This is a genomic window from Azospirillum mesophilum (assembly GCF_053470405.2).
In genome coordinates this window covers 16,563-31,059 of sequence record NZ_JBPXMQ020000055.1, presented here as the reverse complement: position 1 = coordinate 31,059, position 14,497 = coordinate 16,563, and the positions used below count along the sequence as shown (strand labels likewise).

16 protein-coding genes and 1 tRNA gene are annotated in these 14,497 nt (G+C 65.2%); 6 read left to right on the top strand and 11 right to left on the bottom strand.

Annotated elements, in window-relative coordinates; genetic code table 11:
• Positions 1–198: 198 nt before the first annotated feature.
• The 6 genes from ACSVC7_RS29470 to ACSVC7_RS29445 all read right to left on the bottom strand — a co-directional run bounded on the left by ACSVC7_RS29470 (position 199) and on the right by ACSVC7_RS29445 (position 4,699).
• A complete protein-coding gene (locus ACSVC7_RS29470; RefSeq protein ID WP_448208131.1) occupies positions 199–1,098 on the bottom strand; it encodes a hypothetical protein in 900 nt (299 codons plus the stop codon).
• Positions 1,095–1,727: a nucleotide-binding protein gene (locus tag ACSVC7_RS29465; protein WP_448208130.1), complete on the bottom strand. Its 633-nt coding sequence runs from the start codon at positions 1,725–1,727 to the stop codon at positions 1,095–1,097. The genes ACSVC7_RS29470 and ACSVC7_RS29465 overlap by 4 nt, the downstream gene beginning before the upstream one ends.
• 223 nt (positions 1,728–1,950) lie before the next feature.
• Positions 1,951–2,286: a hypothetical protein gene (locus ACSVC7_RS29460; RefSeq protein WP_448208129.1), complete on the bottom strand. Its 336-nt coding sequence runs from the start codon at positions 2,284–2,286 to the stop codon at positions 1,951–1,953.
• Positions 2,287–2,289: 3 nt separating this feature from the next.
• Positions 2,290–3,099: a hypothetical protein gene (locus ACSVC7_RS29455; protein ID WP_448208128.1), complete on the bottom strand. Its 810-nt coding sequence runs from the start codon at positions 3,097–3,099 to the stop codon at positions 2,290–2,292.
• Positions 3,100–3,832: 733 nt separating this feature from the next.
• Positions 3,833–4,087: a hypothetical protein gene (locus tag ACSVC7_RS29450; protein WP_448208127.1), complete on the bottom strand. Its 255-nt coding sequence runs from the start codon at positions 4,085–4,087 to the stop codon at positions 3,833–3,835.
• Between the two features lie 351 nt (positions 4,088–4,438).
• A complete protein-coding gene (locus ACSVC7_RS29445; RefSeq protein ID WP_448208126.1) occupies positions 4,439–4,699 on the bottom strand; it encodes a helix-turn-helix domain-containing protein in 261 nt (86 codons plus the stop codon).
• On the opposite strand from ACSVC7_RS29445, the gene ACSVC7_RS29440 reads away from it, so the two are divergent.
• The 5 genes from ACSVC7_RS29440 to ACSVC7_RS29420 all read left to right on the top strand — a co-directional run bounded on the left by ACSVC7_RS29440 (position 4,698) and on the right by ACSVC7_RS29420 (position 8,753).
• Entirely contained in the window at positions 4,698–5,135 is a 438-nt protein-coding gene (locus ACSVC7_RS29440; protein WP_448208125.1) for a helix-turn-helix domain-containing protein, read from the top strand. The two genes, ACSVC7_RS29445 and ACSVC7_RS29440, sit on opposite strands and share 2 nt — an antisense overlap.
• A 485-nt stretch (positions 5,136–5,620) precedes the next feature.
• Positions 5,621–6,088: a hypothetical protein gene (locus tag ACSVC7_RS29435; RefSeq protein WP_448208124.1), complete on the top strand. Its 468-nt coding sequence runs from the start codon at positions 5,621–5,623 to the stop codon at positions 6,086–6,088.
• Positions 6,085–6,792, top strand: a complete 708-nt coding sequence (locus ACSVC7_RS29430) for a hypothetical protein (protein ID WP_448208123.1) — start codon at positions 6,085–6,087, stop codon at positions 6,790–6,792. Before ACSVC7_RS29435 ends, ACSVC7_RS29430 begins: the two co-directional genes overlap by 4 nt.
• Before the next feature lie 11 nt (positions 6,793–6,803).
• Entirely contained in the window at positions 6,804–7,358 is a 555-nt protein-coding gene (locus ACSVC7_RS29425) for a hypothetical protein (protein ID WP_448208122.1), read from the top strand.
• 321 nt (positions 7,359–7,679) lie between these two features.
• On the top strand, positions 7,680–8,753 hold the full coding sequence (locus ACSVC7_RS29420) for a site-specific integrase (protein ID WP_448208121.1): 1,074 nt from the start codon (positions 7,680–7,682) through the stop codon (positions 8,751–8,753).
• A 19-nt stretch (positions 8,754–8,772) separates the two neighbouring features.
• Here the strand turns inward: ACSVC7_RS29420 and ACSVC7_RS29415 are convergent.
• Positions 8,773–8,866: transfer RNA gene (locus tag ACSVC7_RS29415), tRNA-Ser, on the bottom strand.
• Positions 8,867–9,028: 162 nt separating this feature from the next.
• Between ACSVC7_RS29415 and ACSVC7_RS29410 the strand changes: the two genes are divergently transcribed.
• Positions 9,029–9,301, top strand: a complete 273-nt coding sequence (locus ACSVC7_RS29410; RefSeq protein ID WP_448208120.1) for a hypothetical protein — start codon at positions 9,029–9,031, stop codon at positions 9,299–9,301.
• Between the two features lie 45 nt (positions 9,302–9,346).
• Here ACSVC7_RS29410 and ACSVC7_RS29405 read toward each other — a convergent pair whose 3' ends face one another.
• The 4 genes from ACSVC7_RS29405 to gatC all read right to left on the bottom strand — a co-directional run bounded on the left by ACSVC7_RS29405 (position 9,347) and on the right by gatC (position 14,422).
• Positions 9,347–11,080 carry a PAS domain-containing sensor histidine kinase gene (locus ACSVC7_RS29405; RefSeq protein ID WP_448208119.1) on the bottom strand — a complete coding sequence of 578 codons (1,734 nt, stop codon included), beginning with the start codon at positions 11,078–11,080 and terminating at the stop codon, positions 9,347–9,349.
• A 99-nt stretch (positions 11,081–11,179) separates the two neighbouring features.
• Entirely contained in the window at positions 11,180–12,631 is a 1,452-nt protein-coding gene (gene gatB / locus ACSVC7_RS29400; RefSeq protein ID WP_448208118.1) for an Asp-tRNA(Asn)/Glu-tRNA(Gln) amidotransferase subunit GatB, read from the bottom strand.
• Between the two features lie 22 nt (positions 12,632–12,653).
• Complete coding sequence (gene gatA / locus ACSVC7_RS29395; RefSeq protein ID WP_448208117.1) at positions 12,654–14,135, bottom strand: Asp-tRNA(Asn)/Glu-tRNA(Gln) amidotransferase subunit GatA; 1,482 nt, start codon at positions 14,133–14,135, stop codon at positions 12,654–12,656.
• Positions 14,135–14,422, bottom strand: a complete 288-nt coding sequence (gatC, locus tag ACSVC7_RS29390) for an Asp-tRNA(Asn)/Glu-tRNA(Gln) amidotransferase subunit GatC (protein ID WP_448208116.1) — start codon at positions 14,420–14,422, stop codon at positions 14,135–14,137. Before gatC ends, gatA begins: the two co-directional genes overlap by 1 nt.
• Between the last annotated feature and the right edge of the window lie 75 nt (positions 14,423–14,497).

Genomic DNA, 14,497 nt, shown 5'->3' with positions numbered 1-14,497 from the left:
TCTTCTTCTCGATCTTGGCCATCCGGCCGCGCGTCGCTTCGGTCCACATACAAAGCTTGAATCACAACACGACCTCAGCGCCAACCCTTTTCAAACAGTCTCTCAATCCTCCTCTCCACCATGGTCGAATCGACGGTAACGGTGTCCGCTCATGGCGCAAAGCAGACGATCCGTCACAACGGGCTGCACGGCTCCATTTCACGGTAGAGAGTAGGGGCCCGCGCGTAGCGCAGCGTTGTGCAAATTAACGATGTGCTCCGCGAGGGTGGCCACGGTGGCGTCATCGAGCCCGGTGTCATGGTGGGGATCAATCACCAGCACGGTCATACCATCCTCATCCGCCAGCACGACGCCGGGGGCGTCCTTGTCTACATACCATGGCTGCGCCAGCAGCTCCGCTGTGGTCGGCGGGGGCGGCTCGCCCTGTACGTCCGGTACAGTGACCGGCTCCCCCTCAATATCTTCCACCGCGAAAGGCACCAGAGGGACCGTGGACGCCAGCTTCTCCCCCATGGCCGGCAGTGCCTCTACCGGTTCCGGCGTGCTGGTCAAGAGGGACACAAGCGTCGGGCCGGGCTGATCCGGAACCATTGCCGGCAGCGCCAGTTCCGGAAATGGGAGCGGAGGTCCCCGGTCCAAGTCCGGAATGGGCGGCGGGACCACCTCCGGCGTCCGCACTTGGCGCTTGAACTCTAGCACGTCGGTACGGCGCATATCCGGGTGGATCACACCATTGGTCAGTGCCTGCTGCTGTTCGTCGGGCGTGAGAGTCGCCAGTTCGGCGACCACGCTCCAGGCGTTCGGCAAGGCGTCGCGGGGCAGCGCGCCCGAGTCCACCAGTTGCGCCGCTGCGCGCAGTCGCCGCCCTACCGAGGGAGAGAACGGAAGGTCGGACTCGATCATTGCCTCGAACTCGCCGTGGGCCAGCCGCTCCTTCGCCTGTGTCAGGTGGCGGCCGATCTGCACGTAGGACTCGGCGGCCCGGTCCCACAAGCGGGAGATGGCGGAGGCGTAATCGTCGCGGGTCCGGAGCGTGTCGGCCGCGTCGAGCATGCCGATCCGCGTGTCGGCGAGCGCACCCTTGGTCACCTTCTTCATGGCGTCACCAGCCCCAGCCGCGAGCCCACATAGTTCCACAGCGCCTCAAAATCCGGGCGGGTCTTGGCGCCCTCCACCTCCACCACGCCGACGCCGCGGCTGAAGCTGCGATACACGTCAGTGCGATCCGGCAGGTCCACCGGCACCACCTCGCCGAAGCCGGAGAGCATCCGCCGGGCGTCCACCACGTCCCGGATCCGGGGCTTGGTGGCATTGAGCACGTAGGCCGTGGGCCGGCCTTGCTCGCGCAGGTACTGCCGCATGCCGGAGATGGAGTCGAGGTCCTCCGGCGTCGGGCGAACGGGGACCAGCACCAAGTCAGCGGCCTTGAACAAAGAGGCGGTGCCGGTGGGATAGGACTCGATGGCCGTCGGCGTATCGATCACCAGAAGCTCGATGAGGTCCAGCGGCTCCGGCGGGGCGGTGATCTTGGACAGGGACTCGCTGTAATGGTCGATGTTCGGAGCTTCGCCCGGCCGACGCTGCCACCAAGCCGTCAAAGTGCCCTGGGGGTCGGTGTCGAGGGTAGCGGTGGCGATGCCGGCCTGTGCGGCTGCCGAGGCAATGTTGCGCGCCACCGTCGTCTTTCCGGATCCGCCCTTCGGCCCGAGGATCAGCAGCGTCTTCATGCCCCGGCCCTCCCTGCCAAATCGTGCACCGGTGCACGATTTGCCGCGATGGCAACCGTGCGCCGGCTGCACGGCGTGCTATCTATCAGTTGACCATTCCTTGGCATTTTTACGTCCCTATGCTGAGGGGTGGAGACCCGCCGCGGTGGCTGCACAGCGCGGCGGGTCGACTTTCGCTAAAAGCGCATGAGTGCAGCATCCAGCCGCGCACAGCCTGAACAATTCATCTCCGTCCTCCGATGGCGGCAGCCCAGAGCAGCAGCTCGCGCGTGGTCAGCTGGCGCCCGTCGACCTGGTGCAGGCCGCCACACCGGTAGACGCGCCGCCCGGCTTCGCGCAGGGTCAGCACCGCATCGTACAGCCCGGTGGCATGGTGATCGCCGGCCGATCGGCGGCGTACGCCCTGCGCGGTTGAAACCGATAGGTCCATCTGCACGCCGCCCCCGGTGGCCGGCCGGCGCCGAGACGGAGCAACCGCCACCGTCGCGGCCGGAGAGGCACCCATCGCCCCGCCGTCCAGTGGCAAGGCCATTTGTTCGCAGACGAACGCTCGGGTCATGGTTCATGCCCTCCCCCCAGCGATGGTGTGCAGCACCGGCCGCGGGATGGATGGCGGAATGGCCGGGATGCCCACCCGCACCTCCAGCTCCCAGACTCCGAGCGCCGTTCTCAGCCGCTCGGCGAAATGCGTGTTGATCCAGTCGCGCTGGTAGGGTTCGGGAACCCAGAACACGGCTCCGCTGCCGTCCAGTTCCAGGGCGGCGCCCCGGAACCACGACAGTTCCGTCCGCTGGAAATGGACGGCGAGGCGGGCCATCAATCCAGCCCCACTCTCGCGCGCGTTCGCGCGCGCCAGGTTGATTCCCAGGTTATTACAAGGTTTGTCCGACACCGGTGTCACACGTTGGCCCGATTCGGAGTCGCACGTTGAGCCCTCCGGAGTCACACGTTCCGCCGCACGGATGACACCCGTGTCGCCGACACCGGAGTCATGCGTTGCCGCCTCCACCTCGGCGATTGCCGCGTCCAGCGTCGGCGCGGTGCGCCGCTCGAGCCAGTCCTGGCAAAACCGATAGCGCGCCGGCCGATCCTTCGCCGGGCGCCCAACGGGTTCGATGATCCCCTGCGCCCGCAAGGCGCTGCGGGCACGCTCCACATCGCGGCGACACATGGCTGTGTCGTTGGCCAGGGCGTCGACGCCGACCTGATCCCAGGTCATCAGTTGGCCCGTCTGGGCGAAGGCCCCGCGATCGAGGCGGTCCATCATCGCGGCGGCGACCACCTTGTCCCGTGCCGTCAGGTCCGGACACGCCCGCACGGCCACGCCGAACCGCCCAATCAAGCGCCGGAAGCGCACATTCACATCATTCATAGGCACACCCATCCCGTTCACCGACGGCGCTGGGCCGGCCGGCGGTACCGTCGTCAGGGCTCACGCATCCGTGGCCGGAAATGACGGCGTTCGAGTCGCAATCGAGTCGCGGTTGAGGTATTATGACCGCGCACACCTCACCGTTCGTCCGCTCGGCAAAAGCGGACGGCGTGAACGCTGATGGTTGAGCGCGGTTAGGGGCGGCCAATCGCAAGGCCGCCCCAGCTCAAGGCGGTGGACGCGGTGTCGTCACGGTAACCTCCCGTATTCACGGCCGCGACCTTCGCAACCGTGTTCATGTTGAAGGGGCAGCATCCCCGTTCGCCGGTCACAGGAGCGGCGTGGACAGGACGTGCCCGACGTGCAGCAGGCTTGGTGTGAGGCCGGAATCGAGGCGCAGCCTCAGCCCATCCGGGGCGCACACCTCTCCCGTTCGCAGCCACGCCGGGGGGTGACTGCGGCGACAAAGGCCCTCCGATCACCGCCCGTGGGGCAAGCGGAGACAAAGGCACCGGATCGAACTGGGGGGACGCCTCAGCGGCGAGGTGGAGCGCGTGCCATATCAGGCCCTTCGGTCAGCGTCAGGGATGTACCGCGCCCGACCGGGCGCGGTATGGGGACGGCAGAACGCGGGCGGCCGGGATCGGCGCCACGGAACCGTACTGCCAAGCTCTTGATAGGAAACAGATCTCAGGTCTTTCGTCACTCGGCGCCGGAAGGCAGCGAGTCGACGTCATGCTGGGCCTCGTCCGGCGCTGCGGAAATGCCGGGGCTGGTGCGGCATGGATGCCGGTGCTGTGGCGGTCAAGCGCGCGATCGCCGTCGTCAGGAAGGCCGCGAGCTGGCCAGCGTCATCGTCGGACAGATCGGTGAGGCCGGGTACGTCAAAGAAGACGCGCACGAGTTGGTCCAGGCTGGTCCACCGCATGGCGGCGGCATCCTGGAACTCCGGCCAGAGATCGAGGACGACCCGCTGGGCCTTGCTCAACGAGGCCACATCGTAGGGCACTTGGGAAAGGGACAGGGTGAAGTGGCCTCTCATGCTGGCACCTGCAGGGCCGGTGCCAGGTCGGAGGCGGTCTCCATGGCCGGCTCGATCAGCCAGAGGACAAGCCGGAAGAGTTGAGAGCGCGGCCAGCTCGGGCGTGCTTGCGTTGCATCTCCTGCCGTCTTGCCTAAGACCATCGCTTCACCTGTCTCATCAGTCATGGCTGTTGCCGAGTTCATGCCTAGCGAGCGATGCTTCGCGAAGGGGAAGATTTGGGTGTTTGCGCATGCTGATATCTTTTCTCCGGCACCACTCGCTCAATGCGGTCATGTCTTGCCGTAGGCACCCCAGCTATGCGGGATGGCTTTCTAATTCGGCGGGCGTGACATCTCCTTCGTTTGAAAGGTGTCGTGGGATTGGCTTGGGAAGATCGAAGAAGTCGTTTGGTGTGACTTCGCCGTTCGTCACCTCAAAAATTCGGACCATTTCCGCCTCGCGCGGTCGGCGCTGACCGAGGCGGTACCGGTTCATGGCTTGAATTGAAACGCCGACCTTCGCCGCCATCGTGGCGTCGGTCTCCCCATTGGCTTCCATGTAGGATGAGAGCTGCATGCGCGATTATCACCACAATGGTGATGAATACGTCAAGCGTGTTCACCAGTCCATCTCCAACATGGTGTTGGCGCAAGTATCACCAATCCGGTGGAATGGAGGTGTCATGCAGAACCTTCCAAACCGCATCCGCCAGTTACGTGAAGCCGCGGGGCTTTCTCAAGCCGACCTTGCGGGGTTAGCCAGCACGTCCTACCAGCAGATAGATCGCCTGGAGAAAGGTGAGCGAGCATTAACGGCTAAATGGTGTGAAGCCATCGGCAATGCCCTTCGGGTTTGGCCGTGGGAACTTCTACCGGAAGAGAAAAACCCAGAATATGAAGAACTGGAGCTACAATTAATTGTCAGAGCAATGAAGGGAGCCAGCCGCTCCGCTTTAAAGACAGTTGCCCTGCAGATGCTCCCAAAAAAGCCTACCGACCAAGAGACTCCCTAAACATCTTCTTGGCGATCTCAACAAGGCAATTTTTTCCAGATGGGCTAAGCTGCCTATAGGCTTCCATTATTTCTCTCTCTTCATCAGTATTGTAATAATTATTTTCCGGATTGCTGACGCTTTCATCAATTTCCACTTCCCATCTCTCCCCATACACTCCAACCCCGCGTTCGCGCCGCTCGTTTTCTCGCCAAGTTAGGGCCGAGGCTATCGGCGAACTGACCTTCGCCTCATGCAATCTCGGCAGAGCAACGCCCCCAACAAAACGAAACGAGAACATTTTACCCCGACGCTCCCCCGGTGCAAACTGTCAAGTTGCGGGTAACGCGACTCGCGACGGCCTAAGGTTGCATATTTGGATATGCGGCGCACAAGCCACCCCCACCATAGAGGCCCACGTTCATCACCAGAAAGGTGATAATTTAGCTTGCGTGCTTATCACCGATATGGTGATGATAGGGAGCCGAGTTTGAAGAAAGCTCACGATGCTCCCTTCCATCCCTCCAAACATCTTCGATACCGCCGTCTCTGCTGACCACTTGGACCAATTCGTGGATCGGCAACGCGCCACCAATGCGGCTGGCAAGGCCGGTCCATTGGACGCCGCTTTTGAAGCTGTCGACCTCCTGGTCTCTCCCGCCGCCGTCCGCACGGTGTCCCGCGAGGACGGGCAGGGATCGAGCATGAAGCTCGAAGAGGAGTGGTCGGTTGCGCTCGATGAAATCTGCAAGCGTGAGGGCTTCGGCACTCCGCTCGAACTTACGGCGGCGGTCGATGCCCGATGCGTGCGTCTCGGACTGCGCCGGTTCCGGGCGAGGCGCCAGCCGGCCGGCCACGAGCGGGGCGGTTCACGAGCCGCGCTGACCGGCGCCGTCCGGGTCTTCGTCGTGACCTACTACCGCATCGCCGCTGTCCACAGCGGCGCCATGCCTGCGCCGCAGGAACGCCAATGACCGCAGTAACCTACAGCATGGCGCACCTGCCCACAGCGGTGGCCATAGGGCTCGTCACCGTCATTCCGCAATGCCACGCGCGGTTCAGCACTGTGGCGGCGTTTCTCGACGTTACGGCCTCCCCTCGACTTGGCATGCCGGCGCACGAACGTGGCCTCGTCGTCAAGTGGTCCGGCTTCGTCCACCACTCCGCTTCCATCGTCGCCGCTGCCGTGGGCGCGCTGACGGACCCCAGGCTGGCCAGGACGATGACGGGAGAGGCATGGGGCATGCGACTCGTTCCGGCGATCGCCTGCATTCCGAAAACGGACATCGGTCAGCGGGCCGTCCTGGCGGCGCTGGGCGGCGTGCTGCTTCCGTGGGAGGGCGGGCCGTGGGCCGGCGACTTCGCCGAGGCCCTGGACGGCCTGATCGAACGGCGTGGCCTGGAGCGGTTCTTCGATCGAAGCGGCCCCGGTCACTACGGCTTGGCCCCGCGCCTGGATGGGTTGACGCGGGAAGCGAAGGAGCTGTCGGCCGTTGACCGCGTCATCCTCACCACCATCGTCGGCCTCTACCGCGGCGATGGCTGGCCGGAGGGCTTTCGGCGCACCTGGAACCCACCGGCCGCCGACGCCTTCGGCGCCGTCAACGTCCTCTGGCCGACGGCGCCGGAGGACGTGCGCGACTTCTACCGTTTGCTTGCCCTGTATCCCGGCTGGTGATGGAGGAAGGCATGGCGCAGCCCCCCACAGGCGGAACCGGTTTGGATGGCATCGCGTACTTGCCGGCGTTGCGGCCTCTGTCCCTCACACCGACGCAGAGCCAAGTTCTCCAGACGCTTCGGCTCCTCTGCGACGACAACGGCGTCTGTAATCTCAGCCTGACCGAGTTGGCCGACATCTTCGGCACCACCAAGGGGCCGGCGTGGCAGATGCTGCGCCGGATTGAACAACGGGGCTGGATCCGGGTGGACAGCGCCGGCCAACGGGTCGAAATCCTTCACGCCGCCATGTCGACTCCGTTCGATCACGTCGGGTGGTACGAGCTGCCGCGCGACCACCGCGACATCGTGCGCATTCTGCACGAGTTGACCCAGGCCAGACATCCAATCTGCACCTACTGGGAGTTGGCCGCTGAAATGGACCTTCAGGTCGATGAGGCCCGCGATCTGGTGGAGGATTTGGTGGCGCTGGGATGGCTTCGCGTCCCCTTCGACGCGCACGAGCCCATCGCGGTGCTGCACGAGCCTGGCGCCAGCCTGGAAGGCTGGGAAGCGTGGTGGCAATGATCCAGTCCTTCGACCCATTCAGCCCGAAGGCGGGGGGCACATTCAGCTGTTGCGGCGGCGCATTGCTGGGCACCGAGTCGCCGTGGGCGAGCCGACCGATATCCACCCCGCGCAGAGGGGCTGAAGCATGAGCAACCTTTCCGCCAGGGAATCACAGGAACAGGAGCGTTTCGGCGCGTCCGAGGCAGCGCGTGTTTCGGGGCTGTCCCTTCGAACCATACAGCATCGCGCGGCGGAGATTCCCGGTGCTGCTAAGCTGTTCGGGCGCTGGACCTTCGATGCCGAACGGTTCCGGCGCTGGATCCAGGATCAGGAGGCAGCATGCCATCGAACCTCTACAAGCGCGGTGCCGTCTGGTGGGCGCGCATACAGGCCGGCGGAGCCGAACATCGACGAAGCTTACGAACGACTGATCGGAAAGAGGCCCAAAGGCGCCTCGAACAGCTCAAAAAGGAAATCACCGCCGCTGTCCACTTCGGCGAATCACGCCTGACATGGAAAGCGGCGGTCGTTCGGTACCTCACGGAGGTGGGGCCGAACTCGGTGAAGCCCGGCACCTTGAAGCGGTACACGGTCAGTCTTGGCCAGGTCGGCCCGCACCTGGAGGCGCTGTACGTCGATCAGGTCACGCGGAAGACCATCTCCAGCCTGGTCAGTTCCAGAGGCAAAAGCGGGGCCAGCAACGCCACCATCAACCGGGACCTGACCGCGGTGTCCGCGGTTCTGGGCGCCGCAGTCGAATGGGGAGCGTGCGAGCCGAACCCGGCGCGCGACTTCAACCGCCGCCTCACCCGCGAGCGGCGCGAGTCCATCCATCCGCCGGCGAGTGCGGACGTGGAGGCCGTCATCACACGTTGCCCCGGCCTGTTCGCCAGCATGGTCCGGTTCCTCGCCCAGACTGGTTGCCGCCAGGAGGAGGCCGCCGGCCTGACGTGGCGGCAGGTCAACCTCAAGGCTGGGACGGTAACCTTCCTGAAGACGAAGACCAGCCGGCCGCGCACGATCCGCCTGGAACCGGAGACGGTGGCCATGCTCACCGCCCTGCCCCGCTTCCTCGGCTCCGAGGCGGTGTTCTGGCACGGCGAGGGCAGCCGCTATCTCAACGTGGCGTCGCGCTTCAGGGAGATGGTGCGGTCGGCACAAAAGTCGGCACAGTTGGCCGGCACGCCGTTCCGCCCCTTTCGCTGCCACGATCTGCGGCACGGCTTCGCGATTCGGGCGCTCCAGAACGGCTGGGACATTTACGTTTTGTCCAAGCACCTGGGGCACAGCAGCGTGAAGACGACGGAGATCTATCTCGGGTACGTCCCGAACGGAGTCGGCACAAAAACCGGCACACCTGCAACGGTTTCTCCTGGGTTACAGGCCCAGGAAACCGCCAAATCTGCCAGCTAAGTATTTGATTTGAAAGGAATGGCGGAGGGGATGGGATTCGAACCCACGATAGGGGTTTGAGCCCCTATAACGGTTTAGCAAACCGCCGCCTTCAGCCTCTCGGCCACCCCTCCAACCGGGTCGGCGCTCGATGGCGCCGCTGGCGTGGGTGCGTTCTAACGATCCGGCGGGGGCCTGTCAACGCCTACGCGGGAAAAATCGTATCGGCGCGCCTTTGTGAAAAATCTGTATAAAATTTTAGGCAATTTTTAACGGCTGGCCGGTAGGATGGCGCCATGAACGAAAAGAACACGTCGGTTATGGGGGATACCATGAGCCTGTCTCGCCGTTGCGCCGAAACGCTGATCGATCTCGTTGAAATCAAGCTGAGCTGCCTGGAGGTCACCGACCGCGAGGATCTGCGGGAGAAAGAGCTTCTGATGCGCTGCGTTCAGGAGCTGAATGCCGAACTGCGCGGCGAGAACGGCGCAATGGCAGCCTTCGCCACGCCGAAGCGCCGCGGGCGCCGGCCGAAGCACCTGCAGTATCACGAGTTGCATGTCGCCTGAATGGGCGCCTGACCGGGCAGCAAACGATATTCAGGGCGGAGCGGTTCAGCCCACGGGCAGCGCAGCCTCTTCACTGGCCGTCGCGTCCTGCGGGACCGTGCGCGGCAGGCGCAGCGTGAAACGGGTGCCCTGCCCCGGCGCCGACTGCACCGACAGCGTGCCGTACAGCACGTCCCTGACCGTGTTCACGACGATGTGCAGCCCGAGGCCGGAGCCGCCCTCGCCACGCTTGGTCGTGAAGAAGGGCTCGAAGACCTTCGGCAAATGCTCCGGCGCGATGCCGCGTCCGTCGTCGGCGAAGTCCACGATCACCCAGCCGTCGCCATCCGGGCGCGCGTCGATGCGAATCGTGCCGGTGTCGCCCTCGCCATAGGCGTGAATGACCGCGTTGATGACGAGATTCGTCAACACTTGACTCAGGGCACCGGGGAAGCCGTCCATCGTCAGCCCGTCCGGACAGTCCACAAGGACGGTCAGGCGCGTGCGCTTCAGGCGTGGCCGCAGAGAGAACAGAATCTCATCGATGTAGGTTTTCAGGTCGAATCGGCGCCGCTCACCGGAGGACTGGTCGACGGCCACCTGCTTGAAGCTCTGCACCAGCGCCGCCGCGCGGTTGATGTTGGCGATCAGCAGCCGCGCGCCTTCCGTCACATTCTCCAGATAGTCGGACAGGCTCGCCTTCTTCAGCGTGCCCGCATCAAACTGCTCGCGCAGGGTCCGCGTCTGCTCTCCGATGTGGCTGGCGGCGGTCAGGCCGATGCCGATGGGGGTGTTGATCTCGTGCGCGACGCCGGCCACCAGTTGCCCGAGCGACGCCATCGTCTCGGCTTGGACCAGGCTTTCCTGCGCCGCGCGCAGTTCGGCCAGCGCGTGCTCCGCCTCCTCCTTGGCGGTGAGCGTGGCCGCTTCGGCGGCCTTGCGGTCCGTGATGTCGGTCATGATACCGACGTAGCGCACCGCACGCCCGTCCGCATCCCGAACCGCGCGCCCTTGGGCCGCGATCCAGATCCAGCCGCCGTCCTCGCGCCGCAGGCGGTAGTCGTAGGCGTAGCTGCTGGTTTCCCCACGCAGATGGGCGTCGATGGTTCGGAACACCCGCTCGCGGTCGTCGGGATGCAGCCGAACCTCCCAAAAGTCCGGCGGCATCGGCGGCGTTTCGGTAAAGCCGAGCAGGCGCGGGAAGCTGTCCGACCACCAGCAGGTGCCGTTCACCACGTCGGCGTCCCACACCGCCGCGTTGGTGGCGTCCAGCGCCATTTCCAGCCGCTCGGCCAATTCGCGCCGCGTCGCGTCGGCCTTCTTCTGCTCGGTCAGATCGTAGAGCCAGCTGATGTGGCAGCGCTGCCCGCCATAATCGTCGAGCACGGCGGAACTGAGCCAGGTGACGCCGCAGCCCCCGTCGCCGCGCCGCATCAGCACCTCGCGCCCCTGCACGGACCCTTGGGCGTAGAGCGCGTCGATGTAGGCGGCACGGTCCTCCGGATTGGCGTAGAAGGCGCCCATTCCGTCCGTGGTGAAGCGGTCGTCGCCGACTTTGAAACAGTCGGCCGCGCTGGCGTTGTGGTAGAGGTTCTGCCCCTCGCGCGTGTTGATCAGCACGCCGACGGGGGCGTTGTCGAGAATGGCGCGCAGCCGCGCGTCCACCGCGTCGCAACTGGGGGAATCACAGACGAAAGGCCGCCGGGCCAAGCGCCAGCCGACCAGCGCCCCCACCAGAACACTGGCCAGGACACCGGCGCACAACGCCAGAAGCGCAACGAGCGAGCCCTCTGCAATCATGGAACCTCCCGCCGACTTCCAATGGAAACCGGCGGGAGAACAAAATCAACGGTTTTATCGTCGCGCTCGCCACACGGACGAGCGCGACCCGCCGGTGAATCAGCCCTTCAGCTTGTTGGTCAGGATCTCGTTGACCAGCGCCGGGTTGGCCTTGCCCTGCGTGGCCTTCATCACCTGACCGACGAAGAAGCCGAACAGCTTGTCCTTGCCGGACCGGAACTCCGCCACCTTGTCGGCGTTGGCGTTCAGCACGGCGTCGATGGAGGCCTCGATGGCCCCGGTGTCGGTGACCTGACGCAGGCCCTTCTTCTCGACGATGTCGGCGGCCTTCTCGCCGGTCTCGAACATCGCCTCGAACACCTCCTTGGCGATTCGGCCGGAGATGGTGTTGTCCGCGATCAGGTCGATCAGGCCACCGAGGTTCTCGGCGGACACGGGGCTTTCCTCGATCTCCTTGCCAGCCTTGTTCAGGTAGCCGAACAGTTCGCCGGTCACCCAGTTGGCGGCCAGCTTGGGATCGCGGCCCTTCGCCACGGCCTCATAGAAGTCCGCCTTGGCCTTTTCCGACACCAGCACATTGGCGTCATAAGGCGACAGCTTGTACTCGCCGATGAAGCGGGCCTTCTTGTCGTCCGGCAGTTCCGGCAGGGTCTTCCGGATGTCCTCGACCCACTCCTCGTCCAGTTCCAGCGGCAGCAGGTCGGGATCGGGGAAGTAGCGGTAGTCGTGGGCCTCTTCCTTGGAGCGCATGGAGCGGGTCACGAACTTGGTCGTGTCCCACAGGCGCGTCTCCTGGTCGATCTTCCCGCCTTCCTCGATGATCTCGATCTGGCGGCGCGCCTCGTACTCGATCGCCTGCATGACGAAGCGGATCGAGTTGACGTTCTTGATCTCGCAGCGCGTGCCGAAGGGCTGGCCCGGCTTGCGCACCGACACGTTGACGTCGCAGCGCATGGAGCCTTCCTCCATGTTGCCGTCGCAGGTGCCGAGGTAGCGCAGGATCGAGCGCAGCTTGCGCACATAGGCGCCCGCCTCCTCCGCCGAGCGCATGTCCGGTTCCGACACGATCTCCATCAGCGCCACGCCCGACCGGTTCAGGTCGATGTAGGTCTTGGCGGGGTGCTGGTCGTGCAGGGACTTGCCCGCGTCCTGCTCAAGATGCAGGCGGGTGACGCCGACCGTGCGGCTGCTGCCGTCGGGCATGTCGAGAATGATCTCGCCCTTGCCGACGATGGGCTGCTGGAATTGGCTGATCTGATAGCCCTGCGGCAGGTCCGCGTAGAAGTAGTTCTTGCGGTCGAACACCGAGTGCAGGTTGATCTGCGCCTTCAGGCCCAGGCCCGTGCGCACCGCCTGTTCGATGGCGTGTTCGTTGATGACGGGCAGCATGCCGGGGAAGGCCGCGTCCACGAAGCTGACCTGGCTGTTCGGCTCAGCGCCGAAGTCGGTCGCCGCGCCCGAGAACAGCTTCGCGTTGGAGATGACCTGGGCGTGGACCTCCAGCCCGATCACCACTTCCCAATCGCCCGTCTCGCCCTGAATGTAGGTCATGGCTCTTAATCTCTCGTCCGGCTCACGCCACGAACGGCGGGGTGGCGGTGAAGTTGGCGGCCTTTTCGATGACCTGGCCGACGCGCAGAACGGTTTCCTCGTCGAAGGGCCGGCCGAGCAGCTGGAGACCCAGCGGCAGGCCGTCCGAGCCGACGCCCGCTGGCACCGACATGCCGGGCAGGCCGGCCAGCGAGGCGGGCACCGTGAACACGTCGTTCAGGTACATCTGGATCGGGTCGTCCATCTTCTCGCCGATGGCGAAGGCGCTACTGGGCGCGGTCGGCGTCAGGATGACGTCGCAACGCTGGAACGCCTCGTCGAAGTCCCACTTGATGCGCGTGCGCACCTGACGGGCCTTGTTGTAGTAGGCGTCGTAATAGCCGGCCGACAGCACGTAGGTGCCGATCAGGATGCGACGGCGCACTTCCTTGCCGAAGCCGGCGCCGCGCGTGTTCTCGTACATGTCCTTCAGGCTGCCGCCCTCGACCCGCAGGCCGTAGCGCACGCCGTCGTAGCGCGCGAGGTTGGACGACGCTTCCGCCGGGGCCACGATGTAGTAGGTCGCCAGCGCGTACTTGGTGTGCGGCAGGCTGATCTCCACCGGCTCCGCGCCCGCAGCCTTCAGCCACTCGATGCCCTGGTCCCAGATCTTCGCGATCTCGGCCGGCATGCCCTCCACCCGGTATTCCTTCGGAATGCCGACCTTCAGGCCCCGGATGTCGCCGGTCAGCGCGGCGCGGAAGTCCGGCACCGGCATGTCGACCGAGGTCGAATCCTTCGGGTCGAAGCCGCACATGGAGCGCAGCATGATCGCCGCGTCCTCGACCGTGCGGGTCATCGGACCGGCCTGGTCGAGCGAGGAAGCGAAAGCCACCACGCCCCAGCGGGAGCAGCGCCCGTAGGTCGGCTTGATGCCGACGATGCCGGTGAAGGCCGCCGGCTGGCGGATCGAGCCGCCGGTGTCCGTGCCGGTGGCGCCCAGCGCCGCGCGCGCGGCCACCGCCGCCGCCGAACCGCCCGACGAACCGCCGGGGACGAGCAGGCGCGACCAGTTGCCGGGCTCGCCGGGGCTCCACGGGCTGACGACGTTGCCGTGGCAGGAGGTGATGTTGGCCGAGCCCATGGCGAACTCGTCCAGGTTCACCTTGCCCAGCATCACGGCACCGTCGCGCCACAGGTTGGACGTGACGGTCGATTCATACTCCGGCTTGAAGCCGTCCAGGATGTGGCTGGCCGCGGTGGTCGGCACGCCCTTGGTGCAGAACAGGTCCTTCACCGCGATGGGCAGGCCTTCCATCGGGCCGGCCTCGCCCTTCGCGCGGCGGGCGTCAGACGCCTTGGCCATCTCCAGCGCCTTGTCCGGCGTCTCGGTGATGAAGGCGTTCAGCGGACGGATCGTCTCCACCGCCTTGACGTGCGCCTCGGCCAGTTCGACCGCGGTGAATTCCTTCTTGGCGAGGCCGTCCAGCGCCCCCGCCATGGTCAGATGCGTAAGACCGGTCATCACTCGACCACCTTCGGAACGACGTAGAAGCCTTCGGCCGTCTCCGGGCCGTTGGAGAGGACGGCGTCGCGGTAGCCGCCGTCCGTCACCTCGTCCTTGCGGCGGCGCAGCTTCTGCGCGGCCACGCTGGTCATCGGCGGCACGTTGTTCGTGTCCACCTCGCCCAGCTGTTCGACGAAGGTCAGGATTTGGCTCAGCTCACCCGCCAGGTGATCCAATTCCTCTTCCGGCACCTTGATGCGGGCCAGATGCGCGATCTTGGCCACGGTGGCCTTGTCGAGCGACATGCCTTCCACTCTCTTCCAAAAAGTCTGGAAAAATCAGCCCGGAAGCTAGCACCCAACGCCTATGTCCGCAACGTT